Origin of the sequence: Microbispora sp. GKU 823 (assembly GCF_002027145.1) — a bacterium.
In the GTDB taxonomy this organism is placed as follows: domain Bacteria; phylum Actinomycetota; class Actinomycetes; order Streptosporangiales; family Streptosporangiaceae; genus Microbispora; species Microbispora siamensis.
Genome location: NZ_MWJN01000034.1, coordinates 39,203 through 55,305 on the forward strand (window position 1 = coordinate 39,203; position 16,103 = coordinate 55,305).

Genomic DNA, 16,103 nt, shown 5'->3' on the forward strand with positions numbered 1-16,103 from the left:
CGGCCCAGGCGGCCGCGACCAGGACGAACAGGATCTGATCGAGAGCGATCAGCCGTGCGGTGCTCACGCCGCGACGCGCGCCCCGGAGGGGGCCGCGACCGGCGCGCCCTTGACCAGGGCACGGGCCCGGCGCACGACGACGACGGCCACGGCGAGGATCGCCACGCCGTCGAGGGCGTGGAAGCCCATGACGACCAGGCTGGCCGTGGTCGTCGCGGTCTCCGTCGCGCCCGCGATCTCCGCCAGCGGGAAGATGACGAACAACTGCACCGCGACCAGCACGAACGGCAGGATCGACAGACCCGCCACCTTGCCGCCCGCGCGGGCGATCAGGGCCACGACCGTGGTCAGCAGCGAGACGAGCGGGATCACCATCGTGCCGTTCATGGCGTGGTAGTTGATGGCGGCGTTCGGGTCGCCCGGCGCCGGGTGCGGGGTCTCGAACGCACCGAACGTGGCGAGGTAGAACTGGGCGAGCACGGCGACGAGCTGCAGAACGGCGAACCCGAAGAACACCTTGCGCATATGGGGCCTCCTCAGTCGGGAAGGGACGAGCCCCGGGGGTTCTGCGGGGCGACGGCGGGAGCCGGAACGGTACGCCGCAATGGTGGACCGCCCGGTGTCCCGGGCACCCGGGACACCCGTCCCTGTCCGCCGGGAAGTTCGCCGCGCGGGAAGTCCCCGAGACCCGGGCCGCCCCTCGGGCCGGTGTCAGCGGGTCCAGGGCGGCACGAGCCGGTCGGTCCCCTTGGGGGCCAGGTCGCAGGCGTCCGCCGCGGTCACCCCGCCGGGGTTGTAGACCTCGCAGCCGGCCGGTGCGACCACGATCGCGGTGAAGCCCGACTCGGCGCCGGCGTGCATCCGGCGGCCCACGTCCGCGGGCATGACGACGGTGTCCCCGGCCTCGACGCCGACGGTCTCGCCGTCGAGTTCGACGGTCGCGCCGCCGGTGAGGAAGGTCCACACCTGCTCGCCGTCGGCGGCGTGGTAGGGGCCGCTGTTGCCGGCCGGCATGTCCACCCGCCACACGGCCTGGGTGGCGCCTCCCTGGGTGGGCGAGGCGAGGGTGGTCATGACGCCGTTGGGCGTGGTGCTCCTGCGGCTGTCGACGGAACGGATGACGGGCATGTCGTGACTCCTTGGTGTGAGAGAGCGGGCGGAGGTCAGGCGATCCAGGGCGGCACGCCGTGCACGGTGCCGTCGGGCAGGACGGCCCGGGCCCCGGCGGGGGCGGTGACGACGGCGGTGAAGCCCTCACCGGCGCCCGCGGTGACGCGGCGCGGGGTCGAGGGCGGCATGACCACGGTGTCGCCGGGCGCGACCGTGAACGTCTCCCCGCCGAGCTCGACGGTGGCGGTCCCGCCGAGGAACGTCCACACCTGCTCGGCGTCGAAGTCGTGCAGCGGTCCGCTCGTCGCGGGGGTCGCCTCGACGCGCCACACGGCCCGGGCGGCGCGCCCAGGGTGGGCGAGGCGAAGGTGGTCATGACCCCGGCCGGGGTCTCGGATCTGCGGCATTGGGCATGACGGATGACAGGCATCGCCGGCGTCTCCTAAGATAGACAATGTCGTTGTCGGTAATAGTGAACCTGGTTGTCTATCTTGTCAATCGACCCGCCCGGCTTCGAGCTGCCCCTGCGGCTCTTCCTGGGGTTTCGCGTCCTCATCGACGAACTGCACGCCGAGCTCGCCCGTCAGGGGCATCCGCACGCCCGGCCCATGCACGGGTTCGTCATGCAGGCGATCGGCACGGAGGGCACGACCGCCGTGGAGCTGGGCCGCACGCTGGGCGTCAGCAAACAGGCGGCGGGCAAGACGATCGAGACGCTCGAGCGCATTGGCTACGTGGAGCGCGCCCGCGACCCCCGCGACACGCGCCGCAAGATCGTACGGCTCACGCCGTCGGGGGTGGACATGCTGGTGCGCTCGGCCCGGATCTTCGACGACCTGCGGGCCCGCTGGGCCGCCGTGATCGGCGACGAGCGGCTCAGGGCACTGGAGGCCGACCTGCGGAAGGTGACGCCGCAGGACGTCTTCCGCCTCGACGTGCCCGGATGGTTCGGCGCCTGACCCGGCAGGGGCGCGGGGTCAGGCGCGGCGGCGGGGCAGGGCCAGAGAGGCGGCCGCGCCGAGCACGCACAGCCCGCACGTGATCAGGAAGATCTCGGTGTACTCCGCGTGCAGCGCCGCCTGGACCTTCGCCGTGTAGTCCGCGAGCCTTCGGGCGTACTCGGCCGCGTCCACCCCGAACGGCAGCGGCGTGTCCAGGTGCGCGGTGAGCGACTGGAACCGGTGGAAGCCCCAGGCCGACAGCGCGGCCACGCCCAGCAGCATGCCCATCATCCTGGCCACCACGACCGCCGCCGACGCCACGCCGTGCTGCGCCGCCGGGACCACGCGCAGCACCGCGGACGAGACGGGGGCGATCACCACTCCGAGGCCGAGGCCGGCCACCACGAGGTCGACGTCCATCCGCACGCCGGCCGAGGCCAGGTCGAGCGGCCACCGGGAGATCATCCAGTAGCCCGCGGCGGCCACCGCCATCCCCGCGAGCGCCACCGGGCGCTCGCCGAACCGCCGCACCAGGATCCCGCCGAGAAACGCCGCGACCGCCAGCGCGGCGAGGAACCGGGTGAGCACCAGGGCGCCGCCCACCGCGTCCTTGCCGAGCAGCGTCTGCGCCGCGAGCTGCACGTCGACCAGCGTGACCAGCAGCGCCGCCCCGGCGAGCAGGCTCACCGCCAAAGTGGCGAGCAGCGGTGTCCTCGGCACGCCCGCCAGGTCGAGCAGGCGGACCGGCGAGCGGATCTCCCACAGCACGAACAGCACGGCCGCGACCGCCCCGGCGGCCACGCACGGCAGCCCCCACGGGGGCAGCACGGCCGTGTCGGGGGAGGGGTTGTAGAGCCCGGCGACCAGCAGGCCGAGCGCCAGCGCGAGCAGGACGCCGCCGCCCGCGTCCACCTTCCCCGTGTGCACCCCGCCGGAGGGCCGGCCGTACGGCTCGCGCCCGCCGGGGACGCCGCCTGCACGGCGACGGCGGCCAGCAGCGCGAGCGGGAGGTTGACCCAGAAGATGCCGCGCCATCCGGCGAGCGCGGCCAGGCCCGCGCCGTACAGTGGGCCGAGCACGCTGCCGAGCTCCTGCGCCGCGCCGACCGCGCCGAGCGCCATCGGCCGGGCGCGTTCGTCCCACAGGTCGCCGACGAGGGCCATGGTGATCGGCAGCAGCGCGCCGCCCGCCACGCCCTGGAGCGTACGGCCCGCGACCAGCGCCGGGACGCTCGCCGCCAGGGCGGTGACGAGGGAACCGGCGGCGAACCCGGCCAGGCACGCGTGGATCAGCGGGCGCCTGCCGTACCGGTCGGACAGGCGGCCGAGCAGCGGCATCGCCGCGACGTAGCCGAGCAGGAACCCGGTCACGACCGGGGTCGCGCGCTCCAGGTGGTTCAGCGGCACGCCGACGTCGGCGGCGACGTCCACGAGCACGGTGACGACGACGTACGCGTCGAGCGCGGCGAGCAGCACCGCGGCCCCGCCGACGCCCAGCGCGAGACGCCGGCGCCGCGTGGCGGGCCCGCCCGTCCCGCTCGCCCGCGTCTGCCCGGCCGCGCCGGTGGCGTCGGTGGCGTCGGTCACGACGCGGGCGGGGCGATGGTCACGGGGGCGTCGTAGTCCCCCAGGGTCACGGCCACGGAACCGCCGGTCAGCGGCAGGTCGAGCTTGAGCAGGCGGCTGGTGGCCTTGTCGATCCAGAGCGTGCCGGTCACCCCCTGCTGCACGCCGGGGACCAGCGTGGCCAGCACCTGCTGCGACAGCGCGGCCGTCACCCGGTAGGCGGCGGCGTCGCCGACCTTCTCCTCCGCCTGCGTCTGCACGTCCTTCGCGGTGGACAGCAGGTCGGGTACGCCGGTCAGCACGGCGGAGGGGTTGTAAAGGGCCATGAGCTGCTGCCGGGTCATGGTCTGGAAGCCGCCGGTGGGTCCCTTGAAGTAGACCTTGTCGCCGACGAGCACGAACTCGATCTCCTGCAGTCCCGCGATCTCGATCTGCAGGGTGCCCTTGGCGTCGCCCTCCCGGGTGAGGCTGCCCTCGGCGTGCCGGACCGGTACGGCGGGCTTGTCCTTGGTCTCGATCGTGAAGGCGACCGTCTTGACCGTCCGCATGGCCTCGGCCGAGCGCTTCAGCAACGCGGGACCGTCCGGCAGGGCCGTGTCGCTCTTCGCGCTGCAGGCGGTCACGAGCAGCAAACCGGCCACGACGAGCCCGAGGATTGTTCGCACAGCCGGATCGTAGCGAGCGGGCGGGGCCGGCACGCGCTCCCTTGGGAATCGGTTTGGCGCGGCCCGCCACGGGAAGTCGGGACCGGTGCTCATCCCCCGCCGTCCCGCAGCCCCCTCACCGGGTGCCGCGGACCGCCTGGAGATGGTCGACGATCGGTGTGTAGATCTGTTCCAGGGCGGACACCTGCTCGGGGGTCATCAGGTCGATGAAGTGCCGGCGGACGCTCGCCACGTGATCCGGCGCCACCCGCTGGATCGTCTCCCAGCCGTGGTCGGTCAGCACGGCGAACGTGCCGCGCCGGTCGTCCTCGCAGTCCTGCCGGGTCACCAGGCCGGCGGCCTCCATCCGCGAGATCTGGTGGGACAGCCGGCTGCGCGACTGGATCGTGGCGTCGGCCAGCTCGCTCATGCGCATGCGGCGGCCGGGGCTCTCCGAGAGGTTCACGAGGATCTCGTAGTCGTTCAGCGACAGCCCGGTGCCCTGCAGCTCCCGGTCGAGCTGGTGGAAGAGCAGGCGGTGGGCGGCCAGATGGGCCCGCCAGGCGCGCTGCTCCTGCGGGGTGAGCCAATCGGGGGCTTCCATGACCACCAGCATAAGATCAATTCGACGGATGGAGCGGAATGCCTGACAGCGAGAACGGTGAGAGCCTCGGCACCGTCGTGGTCGCGGGCGCGGCCAACCTCGCCATCGCGCTGGCCAAGCTCGTGGCCGGCCTGCTCAGCTCCTCCTCGGCGATGCTGTCGGAGGCCGCGCACTCGGCGGCCGACACCGCCACCGAGGTCGTGCTGTTCGCCGCGATCCGGCACGGCGAGCGCCCCGCTGACCCCCGCCATCCGCTGGGCCACGGGCGTGCCGCCTACCTGTGGGCGATCGTGGCGGCCTGCTTCACGCTGGTCGTGGGGGCCGGGTTCTCGCTGACGCACGGCTGGCACACGATCACCGCGGGGGAGGACCTGGGCGACATCGGGGTGTCGTACCTCGTGCTCGCGGTGTCCTTCGCGATCGAGTCGGTCTCCCTGTGGCGGGCGCTGCGGCAGCTTCGCGGCGAGGCCCGCCGCTGGCGGGTGAGCCCCGGGCGGCTGCTGCACCGCACCTCCGACACCATGCTCAAGGCCGTCGTGCTGGAGGACTTGGCCGCGCTGATCGGCATCGCGACGGCCGGCGTCGGCCTGCTGCTTTCGCAGCTCACCGGCTCGGCCGTATGGGACGGCGTCGCGTCGATCGTCATCGGGCTGCTGCTGCTCGGCGTGGCGCTGACCCTGATCAGGACCAACGCCTCGCTGCTCATCGGCCAGGCGGCGCCGCGCGGGTTGCAGGAGGAGATCCGCGGCGAGCTGGCCGCCCAGCCGGAGGTCGAGGCCGTCGTCGAGCTGGTCACCGTCATGATGGGGCCCGGCCAGGTCATGGTCGCGGCGAAGGTCGACTTCCGCGACGAGACGTCCGGGGAGCGGCTGGAGCTCGCCTCCGACCAGGTGGAGCGCCGGCTCACCGAGCGCTTCCCGGAGATCCGGCAGGTCTTCCTCGACCCCACCCCGGGCCGGTCAACCGCCAAGGAGGCGTAGCTTGGCGGGCTCGTCGGTGACCGCGGACGCGATCACGGTGCCGGCCGTCCACTCGACGAAGTGACGGCCCTGCCATTCCAGCGGGATCGACAGCCCGTCCACCAGCGGCAGGGCCGACAGGTCCACCTCGCGCAGCCGGTCGAGCGTGAGCTCTCCCCGCTTGACCAGGGCCTCCTTGCGTACCCACTGCCGGATCAGCCCGCGGTTGTCGTCACCGACCAGCTTCGCCTCCGCGGGGGTCAGCGCGAGCTCCACCAGCCTCTCGTCGCCGGGCCGTTCGTGGCGTGCTCGGCGTCCACGCCCACCCGGCCGAAACCGGCGACCGCGCAGACGTAGCCCGAGGTGTGCGCCAGGCTGATCGACACCTCGGGGGCCTCGGCCAGCCAGGGCCGCCCGTGGGCCTGCCCGCACCCCTCGCATCGCTGCACCACGGTCAGCATGCAGGCGCGGGTGCCGAGCAGTTCCGCGGCGCAGTGCCGTACGAGCAGGTGGGCGGCGACGAAGTCGAGGCGGTCCCGCTTGCGGGTGAAACGCCCCGCGCGCTCGCGCTCGGCCTCGGTCAGTGTGCCGGCGACCATGTCCAGCACGTCGTCGGTGTGGCCGGCCACGGCCAGTGGGGGGCGCACGAGCCCACTGTAGGGGAGCGATGTGACGATCACGTGAACTGGGGTCCAGGACGCCGCGGCCGCTTCGGCCTGCACTGCTTCCCCACGTTCTACCAGGGCCTATACCTCGCGTATATCGGCCTGTCCGATCCTCGACCCGAGCCGATCCCGGCTTGGTCCCCGATCGTCGGTGGGTGCGTCGTGACGCACCGCCAGGGAGAGGAAGCAATGACGACATCGAGAAGACGTGTCGGCGCCGCCGCCGCGGTGACCGTGATGGCGGCGGCGGCCTCGGTGGTCTTCGTCGCCCACCCGGCCGGCGCGGTCACCTGCTCCGTCACTCCGGCGCCGGGGGTCGGCGCCGTCTCGGTCCGGTCCCAGAAGAGCACCACGTCCGGCTACGTCATCACGACCCTGTACGCGGGCCAGTACCTCCCGTCGCTGTGCCAGAGCGAGAGCGGTGGCTACTACAGCTCTTGCGGCGGGTCCAGCTACTGGATCTACATCCCGGGTGAGCTGACCTATCCGAGATGGGTCGCGGCCGCATGTGTGCGGCTCGTGAAGGATCGGGTCGGCACGTGACCTTCGCCCTGACCACGCCATCCGTGGGTCCGGCGTAAGCGCGCCCGGCACATCGGGATGCGACGACGAGTGAGTGACCCGGGCCGTTCGCGTCCTCAACGGCAGTCGCACCTGGCGGCAACTGCAGGCGGGCGACACGTTCGGCTTCGTCGCGCACAGCGCGCTACTCCTGGCGTCAGCAACCCGCAGGAACGCAATGGACTTACTCGTCCGGGTTCCGGTCCGGGGCGGTATGGCCCGGACCGGAAGCCCGGAGCGGGGACGGTCACCCGGCCAGGGCGGCCATCCACGACTCGATCTCGTCGGCACGGCGGGGCAGCGCGGCCGACATCAGACGGGCGCCGTCGGCCGTGACGACGAGGTCGTCCTCGATGCGGACGCCGATCCCGCGCAGCTCCGGCGGCAGCGTCAGGTCGTCGGGCTGGAGGTAGAGCCCCGGCTCCACGGTCAGCACCTGGCCCTCCTCCAGCACGCCGTCGAGGTAGGTCTCCGCCCGCGCCCGGGCGCAGTCGTGCACGTCCAGGCCCAGCATGTGGCCGCTGCTGCACAGGGTGTAGCGCCGGTGCAGGCCCGCGTCGGCCTGCGCCCGGGTCAGCAGGCCCCACTCGCGCAGCCCGTCGGAGATCACCCGCATGGCGGTCTCGTGGAACTCGCGGAAGCGCACCCCGGGCCGCAGCACGGCGATGGCGGCCGTCTGCGCCTCGTAGACCAGGTCGTACACCTGCCGCTGGATCGGGCTGAACCGGCCGGACAGCGGCAGCGTGCGGGTGACGTCGGCCGTGTAGAGGTTGTCGCCCTCGACCCCGGCGTCCAGCAGCAGCATCTCGGCGGGGTCGAGCCGTCCGTCGTTGCGGATCCAGTGCAGCACGCAGGCGTGCGCCCCGGAGGCCACGATCGACTGGTAGCCCACGGCGTTGCCCTCCAGACGCGAGCGCAGGCCGAAGACACCCTCGACGTACCGCTCGCCGCGTGGGTGCGCGAGGGCTGCGGGCAGCGCGCGCACGACGTCCTCGAACCCGCGCGCGGTCGCGTCCACCGCCTGCTGCAGCTCCGCGATCTCCCACTCGTCCTTGACCAGCCGCAGCTCCGACAGGACCGCGGCCAGTTCGGCGTCGCGGTCGTCGCCGGCGGGGGAGACGAGGCCGTCGACCGAGGCGTCCACCCCGCGGAGCACGCGCGCCGGTCCGCTCAGCGCCGCCGGCAGCGTGTCGATGTGCGCGCACTCGATCTGGTACGCCGCCTCGGCCTCCGCGAGGTCGAAACGGCGGCCCACCCAGAACTCGCCGTACCGCCGGTCGCGGTAGAACTCCTGCGACTCGGCGCGGGACGGGCGGGGATGCAGGAACAGCCGCGCGTCGCCCGACGGCTCGATCACCAGGACGTCGTCGGGCTGCTGGCCGCCGGTCAGGTAGGCGAACGCGCTGTGCGTACGGAACCGGTGGTCGTCGTCGTTGCTGCGGGCCTGCAGCGTGCCCGAGGGGATGACGAGCCGCTCGCCGGGCAGGCGTTCGGCGAGCCGTGCCCGCCGCTTGGCCGCGTACGCGGCGACCGGCAGCGGCGCCACGTCCTCGCGCGTGTCGGCCCAGCCGCCGCGCATGAACTCCGCGAGCGCGTCTGAGATCGGGAGATCGTGGCTCCCGGTGTTGAGCTTCTCGGCCATCCTCTGCCCCCAGGGTGCGGTGATATTTCGCCATCGTAGGGGTGGGGGCCCTTGACGAGGTAGGACGACCGCTGTTGCCTGGGGAAACAGGATTCGCCGCTCCGGGCCGGCCGGCGGGAGCGGAAGCGGGGACATGTCCCCCGGGTGCCCCTGAGAGGCGGTGTCGATGCTCATCGGGACGATCTTGCAGAGTAAGGGAACAGGTGTGGCGACCGTTCCTCCGCACGCCACGGTGTCCGAGCTTCTCGCCCGGCTGGCGGAGCTCAACATCGGCGCGGTGGTGGTCTCCGAGGATGGCCTGTCCATCGCGGGCATCGTGTCGGAACGCGACGTCGTGCGGCGGCTCAACGAGCACGGCGCGGCGCTGCTCGCCATGCCCGTCTCGTCGATCATGACCGCGGAGGTGCGAACCTGCGGCCCGGACGCCAACGTCGAGGACCTGCGCCGCACCATGACCAACCACCGGATCAGGCACGTGCCCGTGGTCCGCGACGGCCGGCTGGCCGGCATCGTCAGCATCGGCGACGTCGTCAAGACCTCGATCCAGGAACTGGAGAGCGAAAAGGAGGCCCTGGTCGACTACATCAACGGCTGACGCTCGGCCCCGCCGGCGTGGGGCGCGGTCACCCGCCTCGCCCCGCGTCCCGGGGGCGGCGATTTAGACTCGCCTGCGTGAAGCTGAAGCTGGATCTCCACGACATCTACAACAAGGGCAGCGAGATCGACAAGGCGCTGCACGGCATCATCCAGGAGGCCGTACGCAAGAAGGCGACCCAGGTGGAGATCATCCCGGGCAAGGGGTCCGGCCAGCTCAAGAAGAAGGTGCTGCGCTTCCTGGAACAGAAGGAGATCAAGGCGCTGTACCACCGGATCGACAAGGATTCCAAGAACCACGGCCGCCTGTTCGTCTACTTCCAGTGGAAGTAAGGACACATCGCGTCTACCAGAGTAAACGTCATATTGATCTTCCCGAGGGCGCAACCAGGGCACTCGACCCGGTCTGCTCTTAAGTGAAGAACGTGTCCATGGCCTTTCGCGCCCGGTCCGCTGCGTTCGGCATGAGGTGGGTGTACGTCCGGAGCGTGAAGCTAGGGTCGGCGTGACCGAGGTATTCAGCGACCGTGCGAATGTCGACCCCGGCACTGAGCCACGCCGATGCCGCAGTGTGCGCAGCACACGCATCCGTGTCCGCGGTGAGACTTCCGGCGCGCTCCCTTCGCCGGCGGCGGCACGATGCCGGCACGCTCAAGGCGGCCCGAAGCCGGGCCGCGCGCGCCGCCGTCACGGCAACGCCGCCGCCTCCCGCTGGCGCTCCCGGCGGCCGGCTAGAAGCACCGCCGGACGGCTGGCGCGGACGAGTGGAGCGGGCCGCCGCGCGACAGTACAGGTCTGATCACGGGCGGCGGGGTCGGGCTGGAACAACCGCCAGTGCCGCGCGGCGCATGGTGGCGCCTCCGGCGGGGGGCGCTCTGGCTCCGGGATGGCCTCGAACATAGGTGCGGTTGTGGGGTGGCTGGTGTGGGAGCCATCCCGCCCGCCATCGACCCCAGGCAAGCCCAGCAGCCCGCCTCCTCCAGCGCAAGCCCGGCTGTGACCGTTGGCATCCAATGCCCGTGGAAGGTGCCCAGGCGGAGGGACACGTCAAGCCGGGCTTGCGCCTCCGTCGTCGGCCCGCTGCCGCTCCGCGGTGGGGTCGACGGCAGACGGGATGGGGCAGGTGCGGCTCTGCGTCAAGGGCCCGTCATGGCCTACGAAGGAAGCGGCCAGTTATAGATGGCCAAGGGGCGAAGCCGCGACGGGCCGATGGGACTGATTTGAGGGGATTATGTCGCACACCGAGACTTATCCCCCGTTTCCGCGCATGTGACTGTTCCTGCCCGGAAATCCCTGCCACCCAAATCCGGTCAGGCAGAAAATTCACCCTTGCCGGGCCGATGGTTGCCCCTCACAATCCCATGTGTATCCGGGAGAAGGGGTGGGTTGTGCGGGCATTCAATCGTGTCATGGGCGGGAAGCCGGCGCAGGCGTCTGCGGCCCTAGCGATGATCACTGCTCTGATCGCGGTTCCTACCGGTTCTGCCAAGGCAACCGAGTCGGACTGCGATTCCTTCATAACAAGCCAGTTCAAAATTATCGGTTCGGGCGCGTCCTTCCAGGCCTACGGAAGGAGCGTGAACCTGCTGAACGACGATACCTTCAATCACAGCTTCACCTACATCTCCTCCGGGTATCAGTTTGGCGACCTCGTCTGGGTAGACCGCAGCCTCAATCCGATGTCCTCCAACGTCCCCACATATTTCAGCGACGACTCCTACGTCACCTCGCGGGCGGCTGGAAGCAGTGTGGTCCAACTGAGGACATGGCGTCGCTACAGGTCGTCAACTGGAACACCACCACTCAGGAACACTTCGCGGCGCGGGCGTGCTTCCGCCCCTGGGACGGCAGGCCGAGTGTCTGCGGAAAGTGGTACGTCGATCGGACGTAGGGTCATCGAAGTCTCGTCGCGCGCCGGCTCTGCCGCAACGCTGCGTGGATGTGCTCAAGAAGCATCAGAAGCACCAAGAGCGGGAGCGCGATGACGTCGGGGAGCGCTGGCAGGAACGCGGCCTGGAGCTCGCGTCGAGCATGGGGGCCCGCTGGACGCGCCCAACGTCAGGCCCGTCATAGCGGCGCGACGGCCATGGACCGCAGCCACGGCATGTGATCCACAAGCCGTGGTCACACAGAAGCCCTCTGGAGACCAGCGCAACAAACCTTCCGGCCCATGTCGCCAGGATGGTGCTCAGAGTTCCGCTTCAACGTCAGTCCCATCGGGGGCGGCGGAGGGGTCTGTACGGACCGGACACCTCATTCAGGCAGTTCGCAAAGCGTGAGGTCCGGCGCGCCCAGGCTCCCGGAGATGCACTGGGGGCACTTCACTCACCAGCAGGGGCCCGGCAGGCGGGCTCCTCGCCAGGCTCGGCACCGTCGCAAGAGTCGGCCGGATCGCCGGAGCGAGCGCAGGCCTGCAGCGATGAGATAAGCCCGTGCCCGTAGATCATCAGCGAGTCCACCCGGCGCCACCCTTCGCATCGGGGATCACAACCGCCCTTGTCGATCGTAATCACATCGACACGATCTGTCATCGGCACGTGTGTTCGCATCGTTCGCTCTGCACAGACACGTCCCTCTCGCGGAACCGCCGGTTAGGGGGTGGTGCGGGATGTGCGGCCACGCGCTGGCAAGTCACAAAGTTTGACAGCGCCGCAGGACCCGGGAATGTAGGGCATCCCTCATGCGGCGGTTCGTGGCTGTGTCTAGATGCTTGTCCTCGCGATCAGTGAGGGCACAACGAGGGCACATGACGTCAAGATCAGCCGTGAAACACTGAGAACCACCGAGACAACCATTGCAGGTCATCAAGGTGGTTCTCAGGGTTACTGCAGGCCAGAACGGCGCTCAATCACTTCCAGTGGAAGTAAGGGCGGCTCACGAGCTTCACGTCAGGTGGACCGCCGGTGTGTCGGTGGGACGGCCTGGGCTGTATGTGCTGGGGCTGGTCGTGCTGCCCCGTAGCGCGAGTCCACGTACGTCCGCGGCGTCGAGGCCGGCCACCGCGCGAGGTGGCGGCCACCTCGCGCGGTAGCCGGCCGTACGACGGTGCTGAGCTCAACCGGCGAAATGGCCCGCCACGCCTGACCCTCCGGACGGCGCGGGCAGGTCGAGGTGCTCGCGCAACGTCGTCCCGGTGTACTCGGTACGGTAGGCGCCTCTCTCCTGCAGTTCCGGAACCAGCTTGTTCACGATGTCCTCCAGCGAGGAGGGGAGCAGGTGCGGGCTGATGTTGAACCCGTCCACCGCGCGCGTACGCACGTACCGCACCCATTCGTCGGCGACCTGCGACGCGGTGCCGACGAAGGCGCGCTCGCGCGGTGTGACCCGGCGCACGAGCTGCAGGATCGACAGGTTCTCCGCTGCGGCCTGCTCCCGCCACCGGGCGATGGTGGCGAGCTTGCCGGTGCGCCGCTCGATGGGGAGCGTGCCGCGGGAGGGGTCCAGCTCGGCCTGGCTCGGCTCGATGTCGGGCAGCGGGCCGTGCGGGTCGTAGTCCGACAGGTCGGTGTCCCAGTACTGCTCCAGGAACGCGATCGCCCGGGGCGGCGAGAGTTGCTCCGCATGCACCCACTCGGCGCGCTCCCTGGCCTCCTCCGGAGTGTCGCCGAGGATCACCGAGGCGCCGGGGAGGATGCGCAGCGAGTCCGGCGAGCGGCCGTAGCGGGCCAGCCGGGCGCGCAGATCGGCGGCGTAGGCGACGGCCTTGTCGTAGTCGGTGTTGGCCGAGAACACCACGTCGGCGTGGCGGGCCGCCAGTTCACGGCCGCCGTCGGAGTCGCCCGCCTGGAACAGCACCGGCCGTCCCTGGGGGCTGGCCGGAACGGTGGCGCGGGCGCGCAGCCGTACCAGGTCGGTGCCGCGTTCCACCTCGCGGATCGCTCCGGGCCGTGCCCAGGACGACTCCTCTCCTGATTCTGCGATCGCGTCCGGCGCCCAGGACGCCCACAGTTCCTTGGCCGCGTCCACGAACTGCGTGGCCCGTTCGTAGCGCCGCTCATGGGGGAGCCAGCCGCCGTGGCGGAAGTTCGCGCCCGTCCAGGCGTTGTCGGTGGTGACGATGTTCCAGCCGGCCCGCCCTCCGGACAGGAGGTCCAGGCTCGCCAGGCGGCGGGCGAGGTCCGCGGGGAAGTTGTAGGTCGTGTTCTGGGTGGCGACCAGGCCGATCCGCTCGGTCACCGCGGCGAGGGCGGAGAGCTGGGTGATCGCGTCGGGACGGCCGGCGACGTCCAGGTCGTGCACGCGGCCGCGGTTCTCCCGTACGCGCAGCCCTTCGCCGAGGAAGAAGGCGTCGAAGAGCCCGCGCTCCAGGAGCTGCGCGACGTGGACGAAGGTCTCGATCGCGGTGTGGGACGCGGCGTCCGGGTCCGTCCAGACGAGCTGTGGGCCGACCCCGGGATAGAACACGCCGAGGTGCACCTGGGCGTGCGGGTCGTAGGGGGCGCCGGTCGGGCTGGGGGAGGTCATGGCGTCGTCCCTTCAGGCGGTCGCGCTCGCGACGGCGGCGAAGCGGTTGGCGGGACGGGGCAGGCCCAGCGTCGTACGGAGCGTGGCTCCGGGCGCGGGCGGCGCGTGCAGACCCGCCGCGGCGAGCGCGGGCAGCACTTCCCCGGCGAGCACCGGCAGGTCGGTGGCGAGGACGGCGGGGTGCAGGCGAACCCCGTCGACGGCCGGGGGGGGAGGGAACGCAGCAGCTCCACGAGCCCGGCGGCCGGTCCGGCGTAGCGCAGGCGTCCCGAGTCCGGCCACGGCGTCGCCGCGTCCAGGGCGGCGAGTCGCTTCGCCGCCGGCTCGGCGGCGTCGAGAACGACCTCGATCTCGGCGAACGCGAGCGCCGCGCCCGCGTCCCTGGCCTGCTGCGCCCGACGGGCGAGCGCGCCGGCGTCGGCCTCGCTCACGAGCACCACGTCGGCCGAGGCGTCGAGCTCCAGGCCGGCCGGGGCGAGCACGACGACCTGTCCCTGCGGTGGGCGCGGCGTGATGAGCGGTCCCGAGACGCTGAAGCTCGTCCCGGTGTAGTTGACGTGATGCACGCGGTCGGAGTCGAGGTAGCGGCCGGTGGCCGCATCCTTGATCACCGCGTCGTCCTCCCAGGAGTCCCACAGCAGGCGCGCCACCTCGACGACGTCGGCCGCCTCACGCCGCGCGTCCTCTTCCGTGAGCGCCTGCGCCCCGATGGTGGCGAGGGCGTCGTCGCCGGCGGCCGCGCCGACCACCCAGGCCGCCCGGCCCTTGCTGGCGTGGTCCAGGCTCGCCAGCTGCGTGGCCAGGTGGAACGGCTCCGTCGTGGTCGCGTGCAGCGTGGGGGCGAGCCCGATCCCGCTGGTCAGAAGGGCGGCGAACCCGGCCCGGGTGCCTGCCTCCAGCCGCCCGGCGTCGTCCGGCGCAGGGCCCGCCGGGAGCGGGGTGTCGGCGAAGGTGGCGAGCGCGAAACCCGCCGCCTCCGCTTCGGTGACGACCCGCCGCAGCGCGGCGGCCGTCAGCGTGTGCGCGGGCGGATGGCCGCTGTGGCGCCAGGCGGCCGGATGGGCGCCGTCTCCGTCCAGATCGATGGCGAGCAACAGGCGACGGTCGGTCATGGTCGGCTCATCGTCCTTTCTCCGTACGGTCTTCCTCCGCGGCCCTTCCCTCCGGCAATTAGCCGCTTTATTGGTAGGAATACTCTGAAAGGTCGATCTGTTCCCGCACAGGCGATCTTTTTCGGAACCGTTCCCGGGTGCCCGGGACTCAGCCCACGACCGGGGGAGCCGCACCGCCTGACCCTGTCGCGGGCCGCCAGCCGAGCTCGGGCCCCAGCCTCGTGGCGATGTCGGTGAGGATCTGCACGTAGTCCTCGTGGTCGAAGGTGAACGGCAGCGCGAACGCGACCTCGTCGATCTCCCGGAAGGCGGCGTGCGCGTACAGTCGCTCGGCGATCTCGGCGGAGCTGCCGACGAGGTCGGGCGCGAACATCATGCGGGCCGGTCCCTGCGGCGTGGCGGTGCGGGGCGCGCGCTTGTCGGCGTACTCCTTGTACTTAATCCGCTGCTCCGGCGTGGCCGTGTCCGTGGGGATGACGACCAGGCCCTGGGAGACGCGGGCCCTCCTGCCGTCGGGGTGGCGGGCGCGGAACTCCCGTACGTGGGAGAGCTGGATCTCGGCGAAGTTCTCCGACTCCTCCGCCTTGACGACGCTGCTGGTCAGGAAGTTCATGCCGTGTTCGCCCGCCCATCGGGCCGAGCGGAGGCTGCCGCCGCCGTACCACATGCGGGCGCCCAGGCCGGGCGAGTGGGGCTGGACCCGGTCGGAGAAGACCTCGAATCCCTCGGTGCCGCTGAAGTCGGTGGCCGGCTCGCCGCGTACGAAGGACAGCAGCCGGCGCACCCGTTCGTGACTGAAGTCCTCCAGGTCGGCGGTGCCGGGGTGGAGCGCGTCCTTGACCCGGTCGTAATGCAGCGGCGGCCCGACGCTGACGCCCGGGTTGAGCCGGCCCCCGGACAGGATGTCCACCGTGGCCAGGTCCTCGGCGAGCCGCAGCGGGTTCTCCCAGCCGAGGGGGATGACCGCCGTCCCCAGTTCGATGCGGGTGGTGCGCTGGGAGGCCGCCGCCAGGACGGCGACCGGGGAGGAGATGCCGTACTGCAGGTGGCGGTGCCGCACCCACGCGCTGTCGAAGCCGAGCCGCTCGCCCAGCTCGATGATCCGCAGCGTCGACTCGTGTCCCGGGCGCGGGTCGTCCCCGTCGAACAGCCCGATGGTCAGGAAACCCAGCTTGCGCAGTGGTTGCGTGGGCAGCGGCACGGCGGTTCCTCCTTCTCCTCGGTTGAAGCCAACCAGGAATG

The 16,103-nt window shown here is 71.4% G+C and carries 19 protein-coding genes; 5 read left to right on the plus strand and 14 right to left on the minus strand.

The window, feature by feature from the left end:
- Nucleotides 1-63 precede the first annotated feature (63 nt).
- The 3 genes from B1L11_RS19435 to B1L11_RS19445 form a co-directional block, all read right to left on the minus strand.
- Nucleotides 64-525, minus strand: a complete 462-nt coding sequence (locus B1L11_RS19435) for a DUF6220 domain-containing protein (RefSeq protein ID WP_079315803.1) — start codon at nt 523-525, stop codon at nt 64-66.
- A 186-nt stretch (nt 526-711) separates the two neighbouring features.
- Entirely contained in the window at nt 712-1,128 is a 417-nt protein-coding gene (locus B1L11_RS19440) for a cupin domain-containing protein (protein ID WP_079315804.1), read from the minus strand.
- 35 nt (nt 1,129-1,163) lie between these two features.
- A complete protein-coding gene (locus B1L11_RS19445; protein WP_256862700.1) occupies nt 1,164-1,517 on the minus strand; it encodes a cupin domain-containing protein in 354 nt (117 codons plus the stop codon).
- Nucleotides 1,518-1,592: 75 nt separating this feature from the next.
- On the opposite strand from B1L11_RS19445, the gene B1L11_RS19450 reads away from it, so the two are divergent.
- Complete coding sequence (locus B1L11_RS19450; protein ID WP_256862701.1) at nt 1,593-2,069, plus strand: MarR family winged helix-turn-helix transcriptional regulator; 477 nt, start codon at nt 1,593-1,595, stop codon at nt 2,067-2,069.
- 18 nt (nt 2,070-2,087) lie between these two features.
- Here B1L11_RS19450 and B1L11_RS51290 read toward each other — a convergent pair whose 3' ends face one another.
- The 4 genes from B1L11_RS51290 to B1L11_RS19465 form a co-directional block, all read right to left on the minus strand.
- Nucleotides 2,088-2,828 (minus strand): hypothetical protein, encoded by a 741-nt coding sequence (locus B1L11_RS51290; RefSeq protein WP_256862702.1) that lies wholly within the window; start codon nt 2,826-2,828, stop codon nt 2,088-2,090.
- Entirely contained in the window at nt 2,735-3,637 is a 903-nt protein-coding gene (locus B1L11_RS51295) for an MFS transporter (RefSeq protein WP_256862703.1), read from the minus strand. Before B1L11_RS51295 ends, B1L11_RS51290 begins: the two co-directional genes overlap by 94 nt.
- Nucleotides 3,634-4,281 (minus strand): LppX_LprAFG lipoprotein, encoded by a 648-nt coding sequence (locus B1L11_RS19460; protein WP_079315805.1) that lies wholly within the window; start codon nt 4,279-4,281, stop codon nt 3,634-3,636. The genes B1L11_RS51295 and B1L11_RS19460 overlap by 4 nt, the downstream gene beginning before the upstream one ends.
- A gap of 115 nt (nt 4,282-4,396) precedes the next feature.
- Nucleotides 4,397-4,864, minus strand: a complete 468-nt coding sequence (locus B1L11_RS19465) for a MarR family winged helix-turn-helix transcriptional regulator (RefSeq protein ID WP_079315836.1) — start codon at nt 4,862-4,864, stop codon at nt 4,397-4,399.
- Between the two features lie 38 nt (nt 4,865-4,902).
- On the opposite strand from B1L11_RS19465, the gene B1L11_RS19470 reads away from it, so the two are divergent.
- Complete coding sequence (locus B1L11_RS19470; RefSeq protein WP_079315806.1) at nt 4,903-5,844, plus strand: cation diffusion facilitator family transporter; 942 nt, start codon at nt 4,903-4,905, stop codon at nt 5,842-5,844.
- Here B1L11_RS19470 and B1L11_RS51300 read toward each other — a convergent pair.
- Together B1L11_RS51300 and B1L11_RS51305 are read right to left on the minus strand one after the other, a co-directional pair.
- Nucleotides 5,824-6,099, minus strand: a complete 276-nt coding sequence (locus tag B1L11_RS51300) for a hypothetical protein (RefSeq protein ID WP_256862704.1) — start codon at nt 6,097-6,099, stop codon at nt 5,824-5,826. The genes B1L11_RS19470 and B1L11_RS51300 overlap by 21 nt on opposite strands.
- Nucleotides 6,084-6,470, minus strand: coding sequence for a 4'-phosphopantetheinyl transferase superfamily protein (locus B1L11_RS51305; protein WP_256862705.1), 387 nt, complete (start codon nt 6,468-6,470; stop codon nt 6,084-6,086). Before B1L11_RS51305 ends, B1L11_RS51300 begins: the two co-directional genes overlap by 16 nt.
- A gap of 207 nt (nt 6,471-6,677) precedes the next feature.
- On the opposite strand from B1L11_RS51305, the gene B1L11_RS19480 reads away from it, so the two are divergent.
- Nucleotides 6,678-7,031 carry a hypothetical protein gene (locus tag B1L11_RS19480; protein ID WP_079315807.1) on the plus strand — a complete coding sequence of 118 codons (354 nt, stop codon included), beginning with the start codon at nt 6,678-6,680 and terminating at the stop codon, nt 7,029-7,031.
- Between the two features lie 265 nt (nt 7,032-7,296).
- Here the strand turns inward: B1L11_RS19480 and B1L11_RS19485 are convergent, their stop codons facing one another.
- A complete protein-coding gene (locus B1L11_RS19485; RefSeq protein ID WP_079315808.1) occupies nt 7,297-8,691 on the minus strand; it encodes an aminopeptidase P family protein in 1,395 nt (464 codons plus the stop codon).
- 166 nt (nt 8,692-8,857) lie between these two features.
- On the opposite strand from B1L11_RS19485, the gene B1L11_RS19490 reads away from it, so the two are divergent.
- Nucleotides 8,858-9,286: a CBS domain-containing protein gene (locus B1L11_RS19490; protein ID WP_079315837.1), complete on the plus strand. Its 429-nt coding sequence runs from the start codon at nt 8,858-8,860 to the stop codon at nt 9,284-9,286.
- A gap of 77 nt (nt 9,287-9,363) precedes the next feature.
- Nucleotides 9,364-9,618, plus strand: coding sequence for a Smr/MutS family protein (locus tag B1L11_RS19495; protein WP_030509549.1), 255 nt, complete (start codon nt 9,364-9,366; stop codon nt 9,616-9,618).
- Nucleotides 9,619-9,697: 79 nt separating this feature from the next.
- On the opposite strand, the gene B1L11_RS54970 is transcribed toward B1L11_RS19495, so the two are convergent.
- From B1L11_RS54970 to B1L11_RS19515, 4 genes are all read right to left on the minus strand, one after another.
- Nucleotides 9,698-9,976: a tyrosine-type recombinase/integrase gene (locus tag B1L11_RS54970; protein ID WP_218671197.1), complete on the minus strand. Its 279-nt coding sequence runs from the start codon at nt 9,974-9,976 to the stop codon at nt 9,698-9,700.
- Between the two features lie 2,363 nt (nt 9,977-12,339).
- Entirely contained in the window at nt 12,340-13,749 is a 1,410-nt protein-coding gene (locus B1L11_RS19505; protein ID WP_079315810.1) for an NtaA/DmoA family FMN-dependent monooxygenase, read from the minus strand.
- Nucleotides 13,746-14,861 (minus strand): LLM class flavin-dependent oxidoreductase, encoded by a 1,116-nt coding sequence (locus tag B1L11_RS19510; RefSeq protein ID WP_218671198.1) that lies wholly within the window; start codon nt 14,859-14,861, stop codon nt 13,746-13,748. Before B1L11_RS19510 ends, B1L11_RS19505 begins: the two co-directional genes overlap by 4 nt.
- A gap of 148 nt (nt 14,862-15,009) precedes the next feature.
- Nucleotides 15,010-16,062, minus strand: a complete 1,053-nt coding sequence (locus B1L11_RS19515) for an LLM class flavin-dependent oxidoreductase (RefSeq protein WP_079315811.1) — start codon at nt 16,060-16,062, stop codon at nt 15,010-15,012.
- Nucleotides 16,063-16,103 lie beyond the last annotated feature (41 nt).

Excerpts from the sequence above, each read along its gene's own strand:
- B1L11_RS19435 (WP_079315803.1), bottom strand. The coding sequence starts at position 525 with ATGCGCAAGGTGTTCTTCGGGTTCGCCGTTCTGCAGCTCGTCGCCGTG.
- B1L11_RS19440 (WP_079315804.1), bottom strand. The coding sequence starts at position 1,128 with ATGCCCGTCATCCGTTCCGTCGACAGCCGCAGGAGCACCACGCCCAAC.
- B1L11_RS19445 (WP_256862700.1), bottom strand. The coding sequence starts at position 1,517 with ATGCCGCAGATCCGAGACCCCGGCCGGGGTCATGACCACCTTCGCCTC.
- B1L11_RS19465 (WP_079315836.1), bottom strand. The coding sequence starts at position 4,864 with ATGGAAGCCCCCGATTGGCTCACCCCGCAGGAGCAGCGCGCCTGGCGG.
- B1L11_RS19470 (WP_079315806.1), top strand. The coding sequence starts at position 4,903 with ATGCCTGACAGCGAGAACGGTGAGAGCCTCGGCACCGTCGTGGTCGCG.
- B1L11_RS19480 (WP_079315807.1), top strand. The coding sequence starts at position 6,678 with ATGACGACATCGAGAAGACGTGTCGGCGCCGCCGCCGCGGTGACCGTG.
- B1L11_RS19485 (WP_079315808.1), bottom strand. The coding sequence starts at position 8,691 with ATGGCCGAGAAGCTCAACACCGGGAGCCACGATCTCCCGATCTCAGAC.
- B1L11_RS19490 (WP_079315837.1), top strand. The coding sequence starts at position 8,858 with ATGCTCATCGGGACGATCTTGCAGAGTAAGGGAACAGGTGTGGCGACC.
- B1L11_RS19505 (WP_079315810.1), bottom strand. The coding sequence starts at position 13,749 with ATGACCTCCCCCAGCCCGACCGGCGCCCCCTACGACCCGCACGCCCAG.
- B1L11_RS19510 (WP_218671198.1), bottom strand. The coding sequence starts at position 14,861 with ATGACCGACCGTCGCCTGTTGCTCGCCATCGATCTGGACGGAGACGGC.